The sequence below is a fragment of the Bacteroides sp. AF32-8BH genome (assembly GCF_003435205.1).
GTDB classification, from domain to species: Bacteria; Bacteroidota; Bacteroidia; order Bacteroidales; family Bacteroidaceae; genus Bacteroides; species Bacteroides ovatus.
Genome location: NZ_QVLZ01000074.1, coordinates 1 through 15,865, shown reverse-complemented (window position 1 = coordinate 15,865; position 15,865 = coordinate 1). Strand labels below are relative to the sequence as shown.

Sequence of the window (15,865 nt, the reverse complement as noted above, 5' to 3'; positions counted from 1 at the left end):
TAATTCGCTACGCTTTGCCCAAATTTACTTTTTCGCTATGTGTTTATTTTATGATTGAGAAAGTCATTTCCTTTATTGGATATACAATAGGAATGTACAGTCAGTTTACTATCGGCTTTTTATTAATCTGATAGCTTTTTCAACTTTTTAAAGTGCTCGATTACGGCTAAATAGTTCTGATCCTGACAGGCGTCGAATTTGTTCCAAAGATCTCCTAATACGACAGCTCCTCCGAAACCGAAATCTTTAATCTCCAGCAAATTATCTTCATTGATACCTCCCAATGCCATCACTTTCGAATCGATAATTTTGGCTCTTTGTGCTTCACGCAATTCTTCGGCAGTATATGTTGAATAGTAATTCACTTTAGAGATACTATCATAAATAGGACTCATAAAAACATAGTCGTAAAAATGCTTTCTGTTTTTTACCTCCTCCACTGAATGGCACGAACAGCTGATGTGACCATAATAATCATGCGGCTCTTTGGGATTACGTGCATTCAGGTGGATACCCATCAGATTAAATTCTTCTTTCAAATAGAAATGTTCATGCGTGACGATACGGCGGTGATATTTATCCGGAATAAGTGTCAATAGCCGTTCCGAATACATAGCCGGAGTTTCCGGCTTCCTAAGATGTAGGACATCCAGCCCCTCTTCGAAAAGAGCGGTAATAATCTTATCTTCTTCGACGAAGAAGGTAGGGGTGGTAACTACAATTAGTTTCATTTCTTTTGTTAAAATTGGATTGCTTAGCAAAGTTACTAATTAACTATGTCAGAAACCAACCTTTATAGTGAAAATTTGTTAGATTGCCATGTCCGCAGGTCGATTGTCCATAGTTCACCGGCTAAAACATTACCAAAATCACAGATTATTTTCAGCACTTCCGTAGCTTCAACGCTTCCTACAATAGCAGGAGTAACTCCCATCACACCTTTGGGCGGAGGAGGCATTCGTTGCATTTCTTCTTCGTCGGGATAAAGATCCCGGTAGTTCTTTTTCTGATTTCCATAGTTGAATACAGAAACCTGTCCTTCAAAGCCGCAGATAGCACCATATACGTATGGCTTTTTCTGTTCAATGCAGATATCGTTAATCAGGTAGCGGGTGGCAAAGTTATCACAGCCGTCGACTACTATATCATATTCCTGAATGATATGATAAGCATTTTCTTTCGTCAACCGGGTAGAGTAGGGATGTATTCTGATCTCGCTGTTGAGAGCGGAGAGCCGTTCCGCTGCACAGATAGCTTTCGGTTTACCCAATTCTTTTTCGGAATAGAGAACTTGTCGTTGCAGGTTAGTGATGCTTACCAAATCGTCATCTACCAGTCCGAGACATCCCACACCGGCGCCTGCCAGGTAGAGAGCGATGGGAGAGCCTAGCCCTCCCACACCTACAATAAGCACTTTGGCTTCCTGCAGTTTCTTCTGACCTTCTTCTCCGATTTCGGGAAGTATGATTTGTCTATCGTACCGCATCTGCCTATCTTTTAAAATCAAAAGACTGATCCCAATCCTTCCAAACCGGTTCGCGACCCAGTTTCTTCAAGTCACGTTCCACTTCAACCGCCTTTCGCTCATCACTTACGTGAAATTGTTCCAGGGTTTGAGGATAACTGTAATATCCTCCCGGTTCAGTTTTACTCTCCGCACTCATGGTTGTAACACCGAGCGTTGCCATGTGATTTCGGATTTCTGCACTTTCACGAGTGGAATAGGAGATATCTACGTCGTGGTCGAAGATTCGCATCGCGAATGTAAGTTGAGCCAGTTCCCGGTCGTTCATGACTACATTCGGTTGGAATCCGCCATTTTCAGACGGACGCATACGCGGGAAATTTACGCTGTATTTTGTTTTCCAATAATGCTTCTGCAGATAACGCAGATGATAAGCCATCATCGTTACGTCTGTCCGCCATTCTTCCAGACCGATCAGGACACCCATGCCAATCTTATGTACACCTGCCTGTCCCATACGGTCGAAGCCGTCTACACGCCATTCGAATTTAGATTTCATGCCTCTCGGATGATATGTCTTGTAATTTGCTTTATGGTAAGTCTCTTGAAAACAGATCACTCCATTCAGACCATGATTAGTCAGTTCCTGATATTCTTCTGCTTTAAGGGGCATTACTTCAATTTGCAGGTTGCTGAAATAAGGTTTTGCCAAATCCAGCGCCCGGGCAATGTAGGGAACACCTGCTGCGGCAGGGTTTTCACCGGTTACGAGCAGTAGATTTTCAAAAGGAGCCAGTCGTTTGATGGCTTTGTATTCGTTGACAATCTCTTCCTCTGTCAGTATCGTTCTCTTCATCGGATTGCTGATGTGGAAACCGCAATAGACGCAGGAGTTGGTACATGAATTAGTCAGGTAGAGCGGTACGAACATGGAGATAGTCTTACCGAACCGTTCCATCGTATATTTCTGACTAAGGCGTGCCATCACTTCCAGATAAGGAGTGGCGGCAGGTGAAATCAGCGCCATAAAGTCGTTGACATCCAGATGCTCTTTTTTACCCAATGCACGGCGTACGTCGGCATCTGTTTTGGAATAGATGGCTTTTGTCGTCTCTTCCCAGGATATTTTTTCTAATTCGTCGGAGAACATTCTTATTAAATTGAGAATTAAAAATTGAAAATTGAAATGAGGGGAGGGCAGGTTCGGTCAGTGGGCTGACTTTCTGTTTCTCCCCACTCATTATTTGTTGGTTTTAGCGCTTTTCTTTAAATCGCGTGACAGTCTCATTGCACAGAAATTAGGTCCGCACATCGTACAATATTCTCCATCGATATGATGTCCTGCACGGAAATAAGTCTGCGCCTGCTCCGGATCGAGAGACAGGTCGAACTGATCTTTCCAGCGGAACTCATAGCGAGCTTTACTCAATGCGTTGTCTCGTACCTGTGCACCCGGGTGTCCTTTTGCCAGGTCAGCGGCATGAGCGGCTATCTTGTAGGTAATGACTCCTACGCGTACATCCTCTTTGTCGGGTAAGGCAAGGTGTTCTTTCGGAGTGACATAACAAAGCATAGCCGTACCCAGCCATCCGATTTGTGCGGCACCGATAGCAGAAGTGATATGGTCGTATCCGGGAGCAATATCCGTCACCAACGGGCCGAGTGTATAGAATGGGGCGTCATGGCATTTTTCAATCTGACGTTCCATGTTCTCTTTGATTTTATGCATCGGAACGTGTCCGGGGCCTTCAATAAATGCCTGGACATTCTTATCCCAGGCACGAAGTACTAATTCTCCCATGGTATCCAGTTCGGCAAACTGCGCTTCATCGTTCGCATCGTAGATAGAACCCGGACGAAGTCCGTCGCCTAAAGAAACGGCTACATCATATTGTGCCAGGATATCACAAATATCATCAAAGTGATCGTATAAGAAACTTTCCTGATCGTGTACGAGACACCATTTACTCATTATGCTTCCTCCACGGCTGACAATACCGCACAACCGCTTATCGGCAAGATGAACATTATGGCGGCGGATCCCCGCATGAATGGTGAAGTAATCTACACCTTGTTCGCATTGTTCAATCAATGTATCCCGGTAGATTTCCCAGGTGAGGTCTTCCACTATGCCGTTCACCTTTTCAAGTGCCTGATAAATAGGAACCGTGCCGACGGGTACGGGACAATTACGGATAATCCATTCGCGTGTTTCATGAATATTTTCTCCTGTGGAAAGATCCATCAAGGTATCGCCACCCCATTTGCAGCTCCACAATGCTTTCTCCACTTCTTCATCTATGCTTGAGGTAGTAGCCGAATTTCCGATATTCGTATTGATTTTCACAAGGAAGTTGCGTCCGATAATCATCGGTTCAGCTTCCGGGTGGTTGATATTGGCCGGTAATACAGCACGTCCTTCTGCAATCTCCTGACGGACAAATTCTGGAGTAATGTGGGTCTTAATTCCCAATTCCTCGCAATTCATGTTCTCGCGGATTGCTACATATTCCATTTCAGGGGTGATAATCCCTCTTTTGGCGTATGCCATTTGAGTGATTGCTTCTCCTTTTTTAGCGCGATAGGGCAGAGCGATGTGCTCGAAACGTAAGTGATCGAGACTTTTATCGTCCCTTCTCATTTGTCCGTATTCTGAAGTAATTTCAGGAAGTTGTTCCACATCACCACGGCCTACAATCCATTCTTCACGCATACGGGGCAGTCCTTTTTTAAGATCAATGCTCATATCTGCATCGCTGAACGGTCCGCTGGTATCATATACATATATCTCCGGGTTCGGTGTTGCTATCTTTTCTTCGCCTTCAAAGCTGACACTGGGCACTTGTTCCACTTTCCGCATCGCTACACGGATATTCGGATAAAGTTTACCGGGTAAATAGACTTTCTGCGAGCGGGGGAATTTTATTTTTTGTTCCATAGTTTATTCGTTTTTAATCAAGAAAAGCCGTTAGAGGTGAACTTGCTTCTGCCACGAAGTCGACGGCTTGTAACCCTAATCCTGCTTCGTAAGCCTGTCTTCCGGCTTCTGTAGCCGCTTTGAATGCTTTTGCCATTTCTATCGGATTTCCGGCAACGGCTATTGCGGTATTAACTAATACAGCGGAAGCTCCCAGTTCCATTGCTTCGGCAGCATGACTGGGTGCACCGATACCCGCATCTACGACTACCGGGATACCTGCCTGTTCGATAATGATTTGCAGGAATTCTTTGGTCTGCAATCCTTTATTGGTACCGATTGGTGCACCGAGCGGCATAACGGTAGCTGCGCCCGCTTCTTCCAGGCGTTTGCAGAGTACAGGGTCAGCCTGGCAATAAGGCAACACGATAAAGCCCAGTTTTACCAGTTCTTCCGTAGCTTTCAGTGTCTCGATAGAGTCAGGGAGCAGATAGCGTGGGTCCGGGTGAATTTCCAGTTTCAACCAGTTTGTTCCAAAGGCTTCACGAGCCAGTTGTGCTGCAAAAACAGCCTCCTCTGCATTACGTACACCGGAAGTATTGGGCAATAGCTGAATATTCGGATGAATAATATGTTTCAGCATGTCATCCTCTTTGTTGTCCATGTCGATTCGTTTCATGGCAACAGTAACCATTTCCGTGCCTGAAGCCAGAATAGCTTGTTCCATTACTTCATTGGAATTGAATTTTCCTGTTCCCAGGAAAAGACGGGAGTTAAATTCGCGTCCCGCAATTACTAACTTTTCCATTCTATATATATTATAAATTAAATTACTGATTGTACATCATTGTTTTACGCATGATTCAGGATTCTACGTGTTTCTTCTATCGGATTATCCGCTCCGAGAATGGTTCCCGACAGGGCTATCCCGTTTACTCCTGTGTGAAGTATGGCAGGAATATCCTCATAAGTGATTCCTCCAATCGCTACTACGGGGATTTCGATATTCGCCTCTTTCATCTGTGAAAGGATGGAGGAATAGCCTTCCAATCCCAGTATAGGGCTTAAATTCTTTTTGGTGGTAGTAAACCGGAAAGGACCGATGCCAAGATAATCGGCACCGGCACGATAGTGCTGTACAACATCTTCGAATGTATTTGCAGTGCCGCCGATAATGAAAGCCTCTCCAAGAATTTGGCGGGCCTGGTCGATAGGCATATCCTTTTTGCCCAGATGCACACCGTCCACTTCCAGCTTTCGCGCCAGTTCAACGTGATCGTCCAGAACCAGGATTGCTTCGTGCTCTTTACAAAGCGGTTTCAGTTGCAGGGCTACTGCCTCCACTTCTTCGAGAGGAGCCTCTTTCATGCGTAGTTGGATCCATTTGCACCCGCCTTCGAGTGCCATACGTGCCGATTCGAGGTACGAGTACCGTTCGGTCTGATGCGTGATAAATTGTAGACTGACCATTCCCTTATCCTCCGCAAGCAGCTTTGATAATCACCAGGTTATCGTTCTCATGCAATATGAAACCCTCCCATTCGGTACGGGGAATCATTTTGTTGTTTACGGCGATAGCAATGCCTTGAACCGGAAGTTCGAGCTGTGCTGTCAGTTGTGTAAGGGTAGAGTCGGGAGTAATTTCCACCTCTTTGTTGTTCACTTGTACTTTCATTGTCCTATCAGAATAAATAAGTTGAAAGTAAATACAAAGAGCGTGCTTGAATGGAAAGGCGATAAGAAGAAACACAATCCCTACGTCAGTACTAACTGCCTCAGGTTCCTAGGGTATAATCTCAGCCCCTCATGGGGCACCCCTTTGTCTTTACGGGGGCAAAGTAAGTGAAAAAGAAACAGAAAAACACTAAATCAGTCGATTTTTTTTCATTTTTCTGTTGATTCCTGTTTTTTGATAGGATGAGAAAAGATAAATCGGGCGCCATTTTTGTAATTCTTGTCAATCCAGATATCACCTCCCATATATTGGATGGTCAGTTTGCAGATAGCCAGTCCCAATCCTGTACCCTGTACGAACTCGTTCAGCTTTTCGAAACGTTGGAATACCAGCTCCTGTTTATCTTCGGGGATTCCGGTGCCGGTATCAGTTACCGAGAACAGCATACATTGCTTTTTTTCGTCCACTTCATAATCCAGCGTAATACTTCCTCCGGCAGGAGTGAATTTCAAGGCATTGTTCAGCAGATTGATAATAATCTGCTGCAGGCGCAAGGGATCTGTGTAGAGCATGTAAGGCTCTTTAGGCATTTGCAGTTTAATGTCTACATCCATTGTCTTGTTCCGGTTGGTCAGAGTAATCATATTCTGGCAATGGTTCACCAGCTCACACCATTCATAGTTGAATTGCAGTTTTCCTGATTCCAGGCGTGATATATCCAGTACATCACTAATCAGTTGGAGCAACAGATTGGAGTTGGTCTGGACAATATCTGCGTATTCTTTCAGTTCGTTATTCTGCTCTACCGAACCGATAATCAGACTGGAGAAACCGACAATAGCATTTAGCGGAGTCCGTATCTCGTGGCTCATATTCGAAACAAAGGCACTTTTCAGTTGGTTAGCTTCTTCGGCGCGCTCTTTAGCATCACGCAATTCGACTTCAGACTCTTCCAACTTCTTTTTATCTTCCCGTAGTTGTTTCGTAGTTCTTTCAAGGTGATTCTTCAGGATTTTAGTCCGGTAATAGTAATACAGCGAAATCATTAGACTTCCTACTAATACGAGAAATATAATCAGGATGAATTGTACTTCTGTCTTATAGGCCACAAAGAATGGGATGGGCTGATTGATTACCATTGAGTTAACAGGTAACTTCTTGTTTTCAAATCCCCATTCCTTTAGTTTCTTCGCATCAAATTTATATCTGTTGGGTAAGATATTGATACTGCTGATATCAGTTTCCTTCTGGTCTAAAAAGCGGTAGGCATATTCTCCCATGCTTTGTCCCACTCCTTCATATTGCGGGACATATCCTCCGATAGCCCAGTAACCTATTGCAGTGGAAGTCATGCTGAACATAGGCAGGAGAGGATTGGCTTTGGAAAAAGCATAAACGGAGTTATTCATGTAAGTAATACCCCGGTTATCGATTCTCCAGATGCCAAGCAACATGACTGTGTTTCTGGGAAGATTGCGCAATTGACTGGCAGCCATATCGAGTGTATGGATGCGGCCATCGACGTAGGTGATAGACAACTGTGGGAAATGTTGCAGGTTTTTCTTGAACCATGCCAGTTCGGCAAGTCCGTTGTATGTGTTATCCGATACAAATACAAGGTGTTCTGTTTCCGGATAGAAATCCTGTATCATTTCAATATCTTTTTTAATGTCATATTCGTATGTGCTACAATATCTTACGTTGTATTCCTTCATGCGTTCCATTAAGTTAATGCTTTCGGGATTATAGCTTCGGATGTCGGTCGAATCCTCCGGAATACGTATTCCGTTGCGTGATGCCATTGCACAGAAAACAGGAAGCTGCTTGTACTTTTCATCTTCGAGATGGAGGAAACTGCTCCATGCTTCACCACCCAGGAGAATAACTAATTTGGCTTTCGGATGTTTGTCCAGAATATCGGTCAATGTTTTTTTCCATTGATGCGCCTGCGTTAAGTCTGTTGCATTCATATTTTCTACCATGGTCGAATATCTTCCTCCCAATTGGGTGTAGGTCTCTATAAATGTGCTGATGTTATCGTAGGTATATTTAGTGTCAGAATTATAAGAGGTGATAAACAGGATTTCTTCCTCAGATTCTTCTGTGGTGGCAGCATTGCCGAAAAGGGGGAGGAAAAGGAGTACAGCAATGGAGACAATAAATCGTATTTTTTTTCTTTTATACAGTATCATAATTGTTTGTTATGTTGTTTTATGAGTTGCAAAAATACAACTAATGCATCTGATATACAATAAAAGTCTGTTTCTTTTTAATCTGTAAAAAAGGTCGCTGTGAAAAACACAACGACCTTTTCCATAAGTATAGTTTAGCTTGTAAATTTGATTACATTCTTTTTTCAACCACATCCCAGTCGATGATATCCCACAGGGCGTTTACGTGGTCGGCACGGCGGTTCTGGTAATCCAGATAATAGGAGTGTTCCCAAACGTCAAATCCAAGAAGTGGTTTCAAACCGGCACGTACCGGATTGCTGCCGTTCCCCTCTTTAGTGATTTTCAGTTTACCGTCTTTATCTACGGATAGCCAAGCCCATCCTGAACCAAACAATCCGACTGCTGCTGCATTGAATTCTTTCTTGAAGTTTTCAAAGCTGCCAAAGTCACGTTTGATGGCTTCTCCCAGTTTACCGGCCGGCTCCTTCTTTGAAGGTTTCGGGGCAAATTGCAGGAAGTACAGGTTGTGGTTCAATACTTGTCCGGCGTTATTGAATATAGCTCCATCCGGTGCGGCTGCAACGATTTCTTCTACCGTTTTACCTTCATATTCTGTTCCGGGCACGAGGCTATTCAGATTATTTACATACGTTTGTAGATGTTTTCCGTAATGGAAATCTATTGTTTGCTGACTGATTACAGGTTCCAACGCATTGTTAGCGTAAGGAAGTTTAGGCATTTCGTAAGTCATGGTCATCATAATTAAAGACATTAATATAGTATTCATAATGTTACAAGTTTTAATTGGCTTGTTATACTATAATAACAGAAGCCCTTTGCAAAATGTTCACAGCATCTTACTTTATTTGTAAATGTACTGTATGCGTTCCACTTCTTTCGGATGCTCACGGTCGGTCCGGCAGATCCATTGGCCCGTATTATCATATTCATAATAAGAATTGCTATCGATCTGGTTTCCGTATTTATCGTACAGGCAGGTCAGGCATCCCGATGTTTTCTGGTTATTGCCTAAAATCCGTTGGTAAACGATTTGTGTCAGATAACCGTATTTATCGTATTCATAAGCATCTTTTTGTGAAATAATCTGATCCGAAGAATTGGCAAAAAGCAGGTTTTGATGTTGGGATGAAATCAATCTGCCTTTATCATCATATTTGTTTGCGGTGTACGCCTGAAGTTCTCCATTCTTATTATACTCTTTGGTTTCGGTCAATAACCCCTGTTTATTATAGGAACTTATGATGACTCTTCCATCTGTATACTTGAGCGAATCACTCTCGATACTTCCGTCCGTACCGATACGGCGTGTCCGTCGGTAGAGATCCGTTTTGGTTTTCGGATTCGTTTGCACTTCAAAGATGCAGTGACCTTGCGGATCGTATAATCTGTTCGTTTGTATTTCATTGCTTGGCTGACCGTTCTTTACGGTAAGCGACAATGTAGAAATGAGCTGCCCCTTATCATCATACGAATAAGTGGTCGAGGTATTTCCCGTACTGTCATTTTCCGCAGACTTAATCAATCGTCCTCCATTATAGTATTTCACAGAAGTAGGAGTGGATATGATTGTTTGCAGAATAAACGGTGTCCGTAGTGCATTGGCCTGGTCACGAAATTCCTTATACCTGTGTGTGCAAAGAAAATCCTGCAGCATACTCAAAGATTCGGAATTGACAATGGCAGCTTTTAAAAGCTCAAAATCAGCTTTTTCACTAAGATATTCAAGGTCGTCCAGATGAGTACGTGCTGTAGAAGTCAGGTAAGGTGATTGCTTATACTCGTCAATAATCTGCCGGATGGCTGTTGCGTTTCCTTTCTCCCGGAGGCTGTCGATTCCTTGAAACAGAAAATCATCGTATAACGCGCGAACTTCCGGAAGGAATGGACGCGTATCTTTATCCGTGAAGAATTTCTGCATGTTGGCGTTATCAAAAAATGCCTTGAAATTCGCTGATGTCGGATTACTCTTTACAATCTGGTAAAGCCGTTTGTTTTCCGCAGTGTTGATTTGAGAGATAAATTTGCCGTTCGGATATTCCGTGATGTACGTTTGATAAATATTCAGCGTAGGTGTTTTCAGCATACCTTCCAGTAAAGCCATTTCACGGATGTCCCGCACCTTTTGCAAGATGGCAGAATCTCCCGGATAACCGCTTGACTGGATACTGTCCATCAACGTCTTGCTAAAAGGAATTTGATCTTTCGAAGCATCCAGAATGGAGATAACGGCCAGTTCTGCTTTGTTTTGTACGTTGGAAAGTTGTATTTTCTCTTCTTCACAGATATTGGGAAAATAAGCTTTCGTTGCCCTTTCGTAGCATCCGAAATAGTTGGTGGCAGCCTGTTCGCTTTGCTCGTTCCACAATCCGTTGAGCACATCCAATAATGCCAGTTCCTCGGCATAATAGGTTTGTGTCTCGTCATCTATCTTATCACGGTTTTTCTGCCATTTGTCGGCGTCATTATCGTTCAGATACCTTAGCAGCTTTTCCAGGCGGCTCTGCTTTTGTGCCATTGCCTGTGGAATGCAGGCGACCAGAAACAAACTCAAAATAATCGATAAAAATATACTTCTTTTCATTGCTTTTTGGTGTTAGGTTAAAATAGTTAGTGATGAAAATTCATAAAAATACCTTCATTCTCGAATGAATATTATACTTTTGTATTGAGAACAAATTTGAATGCCAAGGGTTTGTTAAAAATCCACATTGTTTTTATAATGCTGTTATGAATACCAATTATATAGATGAATTGAACGAGAGTCAGTGTGCTGCAGTGACTTATAATGACGGTCCTTCGCTGGTGATAGCCGGTGCAGGTTCGGGGAAGACGCGTGTATTGACTTATAAAATCGCTTACTTGCTGGAACAGGAGAACGGCTACAATCCGTGGAATATCCTTGCACTGACCTTTACGAATAAGGCGGCGCGCGAGATGAAAGAGCGTATTGCCCGTCAGGTAGGTATGGAAAGGGCACGTTATTTGTGGATGGGGACTTTCCATTCCATCTTCTCACGGATTCTTCGTGCCGAAGCAACATTTATCGGGTTCACTTCCCAGTTCACCATCTATGATACGGCTGATAGTAAGAGCCTGCTTCGTTCCATCATCAAAGAGATGGGATTGGACGAGAAAACTTATAAACCGGGAGTAGTGCAGGCACGCATCTCCAATGCCAAAAACCATTTGGTCACTCCTACGGGATACGCTGCCAATAAAGAGGCTTACGAAGGAGATATGGCTGCCAAGATGCCTGCTATCCGTGATATCTATACTCGTTATTGGGACAGATGCCGTCAGGCGGGAGCGATGGATTTTGATGATTTATTGGTATATACCTATATTCTGTTTCGTGACTTTCCGGAAGTGCTGGCACGTTATCGCGATCAGTTCCGTTATGTATTGGTGGACGAGTATCAGGATACGAATTATGCGCAGCATAGCATTGTTCTACAACTGACTAAAGAAAATCAACGGGTCTGTGTAGTGGGAGACGATGCGCAAAGTATCTATTCTTTCCGTGGGGCGGATATTGACAATATTCTCTATTTTACAAAAATCTACCCCAATACGAAAGTTTTTAAACTGGAGCAGAATTATCGTTCCACACAAACCATTGTTTGTGCTGCCAATAGCTTGATTGAGAAGAATGAACGCCAGATACGGAAAGCCGTGTTTTCGGAGAAAGAAAAGGGGGAACCTATCGGCGTATTTCAGGCGTATAGCGATGTGGAAGAGGGAGATATTGTAGCTAATAAGATTGCAGAGCTACGACGGGAGTATCGCTACGGATATGCTGATTTTGCCATCCTGTATCGTACGAATGCACAAAGCCGTATTTTTGAAGAGGCTCTTCGGAAACGGAGTATACCTTATAAGATTTACGGAGGACTTTCGTTCTACCAGCGAAAAGAGATAAAAGATGTGATTGCTTATTTCCGTTTGGTAGTGAATCCGAATGATGAAGAAGCATTCAAGCGAATCATTAATTATCCGGCTCGTGGTATTGGAGATACGACAGTCGGGAAGATTATATCGGCGGCTACCGATCATGGCGTAAGTCTTTGGGCGGCACTCTGTGAACCATTGAGTTACGGACTGGATATAAATAAAGGAACGCATGCAAAACTGCAAGGCTTTCGTGAATTGATAGAAGGTTTCATTGTCGATCAGGCAGATAAGAACGCTTATGAAATAGGAACGAATATCATCCGTCAGTCCGGCATTATCAACGATGTTTGTCAGGACACATCCCCCGAGAATCTAAGCCGTAAGGAAAATATAGAAGAGTTGGTGAATGGAATGAATGACTTCTGCGCTTTGCGGCAGGAGGAGGGTAATCCGAATGTGTCTCTTACCGATTTCCTTTCGGAGATTGCATTGCTTACCGATCAGGATTCCGACAAGGCGGATGATGGGGAAAAGATAACGTTGATGACAGTTCATTCGGCTAAAGGATTGGAGTTTAAGAATGTATTTGTGGTCGGTCTGGAAGAAAACCTGTTTCCCAGTGGGATGGTAGGAGATTCTCCCCGGGCACTGGAAGAAGAACGTCGTTTGTTCTATGTAGCTATTACTCGTGCGGAGGAACATTGTTATCTGTCTTTTGCCAAAACCCGTTTCCGTTATGGAAAGATGGAATTTGGAAGCCCCAGTCGTTTCTTGCGTGATATCGATGTTCATTACTTGCAATTGCCGCATGAGGCAGGAGTGAGCCGTGCTGTCGATGAAGGTGCAGGACGTTTCCGTAGAGAGATTGAAGGAGGATTCACCCGTTCAGCTTCTCCGTCGCGTGCCCCTTTCGGAAGTACATCTTCCGAACAGCGTGAACGTCCGAAAGCACAGATCATTGCTTCCAGCGTACCGAGGAATTTGAAGAAAGTTAGTACTGTTAGCCCAAGTAGCGGTGCACAGGCAACCTCTTCCACTTCGCCATCGGTAGCAGGAGTACAGGCCGGACAGATGATAGAGCACGAACGTTTCGGATTGGGTGAAGTGATTAAAGTAGAAGGAACGGGAGACAATGCGAAAGCAACTATTCATTTTAAAAATGCGGGAGACAAACAACTATTATTACGTTTCGCTCGTTTTAAAGTGGTAGAATAAATAATAACACTAAATAGAGAGACTCATGAAGAAACAACTAACAGTAATTTTGCTTTCCGCTTTGATTGTGAGTGGATGTGCGTCGGGGCGTATGGGAAATCCGGGAGCTATCATGGCAGGTGCTTCTATCGGAGGTAGTCTGGGAAGTTCGATAGGCGGACTTATCGGAGATAATAATCATGGCTGGAGGGGCGGTTACCGTGGTTCTGCTATTGGGAATATTGTGGGAACCATTGCCGGTGCGGCTATTGGAAACGCGTTGACGGCGCCGAGGCAAGAGCAAATAGAGGAAGATGCGTATATTCCTGAAGTACGGGAAGTGCGTGTGCAAAAGTATAAGAAACAGCCGCAAGTGCAACAGCCTATTTCTCAACTGAAGTTGCGCAAGATCCGTTTTATAGATGATAATCGCAGTCATGTGATTGATGCGGGAGAAAATAGCAAGATAATCTTTGAGATTATGAATGAAGGGAGAAATCCTGTTTATAATGTAGTTCCTGTGGTAGAAACGGTGGGGAAGGTGAAGCATCTCGGCATTTCTCCTTCCGTGATGGTGGAGGAAATTCTTCCGGGTGGAGGCATCCGTTATACCGCTTCCATTCACGCAGGTGAAAAATTGAAAGACGGTGAAGTGACATTCCGTGTCGCAGTGGCGGACGAGAATGGAGTGATTTGTGATTCGCAAGAGTTTACTCTGCCTACACAGCGCGGAAACTAGAAGTAACAGCCCGAATATCCGGTTTAAACATAGTGACGGTATATGCCTGGAATAGTGACGCTATCCTAAGCATATACCGTCACTATGTTGGTGGGATAGCGTCACTATTTTCGGAGTATCTTTTTCTTTTCATAAGCAGTGCTGACTCACTTTTTCTGCAATAATATTATTTCTGTCATGATGTATAATTATTAGGGCATCTATTAGTATCATGAAATCGTAATATTATTATCTTTGTTGGTAAATGATAAAAACCTGAAAAACAGGAGGAAAAAGATAATGAATAAATTTTATTTTATCTTATTGTTGTGTTTGTTTTCATCCTGTAGGATAAACAAGACAAACCATGTAGAAACATGCAAAACTGAAAATGACAGTACAGAACAGTTCTATGACCAGTCGGAGGGTATGGAAATATTGGATACACTGGGTAAGGTTTATGGTAATGAACCTCATATAGCCGGGTTGTCTTTGGAAACTCCCAACTGCCCCGACTTTATTGAAGGTATCTATTTTGATAAAGCTACTCTTGTTTTTCAGGTCACAGGAGATACAGTCAAAGCACGGCAGATATTGGAAAAGGCTTCCGGAAGTAAGAATTTCAGGCTGGAACTTATGGGTGGTAGTAATTACTCGCAAACCCAGTTGCTCGCTATCCAGAAGGAGTTAAATAAGAAAATGGAAGAGTCGGGATATGAGAATATAAAAAGGAATGTAACGGGATATGGTGTAGGATTGCGACATATAGAAATCCGTCTGATTGTGAATACTCCCGAAAAACAAAAAGAATTCCGGGAGAAGATTATGGACTCGCCTGCTTTTCAATTTAGTGGTGTGACAGAGCCGATTATCAATCAAAAAGTGGGTGTGAACCATATAAACGGTATTTATATCCGTCCCGAATATCCGGTTTATTCTACAGCTGCAGAACAGGTAACATTCATTCTCAATAACTACAGCGGTGGAACAATAGAATGTGGAGAACGTTATTATGTTACTTTTGAAGATGAAAAGGGGATCTGGCGGGAATTGCCTATGAATACCGCTTTTGTTAGCATAGCTTATGTTATACAGGATAAGAGAGAACGGGAGATGAGGGCTTCGCTTTATCCGGATGTGCATCCGAATAAAGCCGGACGTTACCGTTATTTTTACGAGGTGACCATCAACAGGAAACCTGTCTTGATGATGGCTGAATTTAGATTGTCGGACAATGAGAAGGAATGGAAAGAGGCAAAAAGAACGCCTTTACCCGAAGGATTGTTGACAATGAAGCAGGACAACACTCATCAGACGGTTGGGGAACAGGTGGAAGAACTGGTTTATGATATGGTGGAGGTTATGCCGGAATTTCCAGGAGGTGTACGCGCTATGCTTGATTTCATTAAGAAGAATATTCAGTATCCGGAAATAGCTCGCAAAAATGGCATACAGGGGAGGGTGATTGTAGGAGTTGTGGTTGATAAGAATGGCTCTGTAACCAATCTGACTATCCTCAAAAGCATTGATCCTTATTTGGATAAAGAAGCTATCCGTGTTATCAGGCTTATGCCGAAGTGGAAACCGGGGACACAGATGGATAAACCGGTGAAGGTTAAATATGCTATTCCCGTAAGTTTTAAACTTGCCGATTAAAGATAACAAATTCCGGAGATAAAACTAGGTTGGAGAAGTTGCTTTCATACCGAAATAAGACTATACCTAAAACCATACCTAAAGTTATGCTTTAGCATCTGTAAAGAGGTTGTGTCAAAACGTTGGCACAACCTCTTTTATATTTTACAGTTCT

Annotated in this window: 13 protein-coding genes and 1 riboswitch; of the genes, 3 read left to right on the top strand and 10 right to left on the bottom strand. The window is 43.3% G+C overall.

What is annotated here, in order from left to right; translation table 11 throughout:
- Positions 1 to 122 precede the first annotated feature (122 nt).
- From DWZ47_RS29080 to DWZ47_RS29035, 10 genes are all read right to left on the bottom strand, one after another.
- Positions 123 to 731 (bottom strand): thiamine phosphate synthase, encoded by a 609-nt coding sequence (locus tag DWZ47_RS29080; RefSeq protein WP_004295702.1) that lies wholly within the window; start codon positions 729 to 731, stop codon positions 123 to 125.
- Positions 732 to 793: 62 nt separating this feature from the next.
- Entirely contained in the window at positions 794 to 1,486 is a 693-nt protein-coding gene (locus DWZ47_RS29075; protein WP_008648149.1) for a HesA/MoeB/ThiF family protein, read from the bottom strand.
- 4 nt (positions 1,487 to 1,490) lie between these two features.
- Positions 1,491 to 2,615: a 2-iminoacetate synthase ThiH gene (thiH, locus tag DWZ47_RS29070; RefSeq protein ID WP_004295704.1), complete on the bottom strand. Its 1,125-nt coding sequence runs from the start codon at positions 2,613 to 2,615 to the stop codon at positions 1,491 to 1,493.
- Positions 2,616 to 2,705: 90 nt separating this feature from the next.
- Positions 2,706 to 4,403 (bottom strand): phosphomethylpyrimidine synthase ThiC, encoded by a 1,698-nt coding sequence (gene thiC, locus DWZ47_RS29065; protein WP_117515578.1) that lies wholly within the window; start codon positions 4,401 to 4,403, stop codon positions 2,706 to 2,708.
- Positions 4,404 to 4,416: 13 nt separating this feature from the next.
- The gene (locus DWZ47_RS29060; RefSeq protein ID WP_004303539.1) at positions 4,417 to 5,190 is read right to left on the bottom strand and encodes a thiazole synthase; all 774 of its coding nucleotides are present in this window, start codon (positions 5,188 to 5,190) and stop codon (positions 4,417 to 4,419) included.
- 44 nt (positions 5,191 to 5,234) lie between these two features.
- Positions 5,235 to 5,852, bottom strand: a complete 618-nt coding sequence (locus DWZ47_RS29055) for a thiamine phosphate synthase (RefSeq protein WP_117515576.1) — start codon at positions 5,850 to 5,852, stop codon at positions 5,235 to 5,237.
- Between the two features lie 4 nt (positions 5,853 to 5,856).
- Positions 5,857 to 6,057, bottom strand: a complete 201-nt coding sequence (gene thiS, locus DWZ47_RS29050; protein WP_004303537.1) for a sulfur carrier protein ThiS — start codon at positions 6,055 to 6,057, stop codon at positions 5,857 to 5,859.
- Positions 6,058 to 6,117: 60 nt separating this feature from the next.
- Positions 6,118 to 6,211, bottom strand: a riboswitch (TPP riboswitch).
- Positions 6,212 to 6,266: 55 nt separating this feature from the next.
- Positions 6,267 to 8,249, bottom strand: coding sequence for a sensor histidine kinase (locus DWZ47_RS29045; protein WP_008648147.1), 1,983 nt, complete (start codon positions 8,247 to 8,249; stop codon positions 6,267 to 6,269).
- A gap of 151 nt (positions 8,250 to 8,400) precedes the next feature.
- Complete coding sequence (locus DWZ47_RS29040) at positions 8,401 to 9,018, bottom strand: superoxide dismutase (protein WP_004295710.1); 618 nt, start codon at positions 9,016 to 9,018, stop codon at positions 8,401 to 8,403.
- A gap of 75 nt (positions 9,019 to 9,093) precedes the next feature.
- Positions 9,094 to 10,833, bottom strand: coding sequence for a hypothetical protein (locus DWZ47_RS29035; RefSeq protein ID WP_022199083.1), 1,740 nt, complete (start codon positions 10,831 to 10,833; stop codon positions 9,094 to 9,096).
- Positions 10,834 to 10,979: 146 nt separating this feature from the next.
- On the opposite strand from DWZ47_RS29035, the gene DWZ47_RS29030 reads away from it, so the two are divergent.
- The 3 genes from DWZ47_RS29030 to DWZ47_RS29020 all read left to right on the top strand — a co-directional run bounded on the left by DWZ47_RS29030 (position 10,980) and on the right by DWZ47_RS29020 (position 15,711).
- Entirely contained in the window at positions 10,980 to 13,358 is a 2,379-nt protein-coding gene (locus DWZ47_RS29030) for an ATP-dependent helicase (RefSeq protein WP_004312306.1), read from the top strand.
- A 25-nt stretch (positions 13,359 to 13,383) separates the two neighbouring features.
- A complete protein-coding gene (locus DWZ47_RS29025; RefSeq protein WP_117515574.1) occupies positions 13,384 to 14,076 on the top strand; it encodes a glycine zipper family protein in 693 nt (230 codons plus the stop codon).
- A gap of 279 nt (positions 14,077 to 14,355) precedes the next feature.
- Positions 14,356 to 15,711: an energy transducer TonB gene (locus DWZ47_RS29020; RefSeq protein ID WP_004303533.1), complete on the top strand. Its 1,356-nt coding sequence runs from the start codon at positions 14,356 to 14,358 to the stop codon at positions 15,709 to 15,711.
- The last annotated feature ends 154 nt before the right edge of the window (positions 15,712 to 15,865 follow it).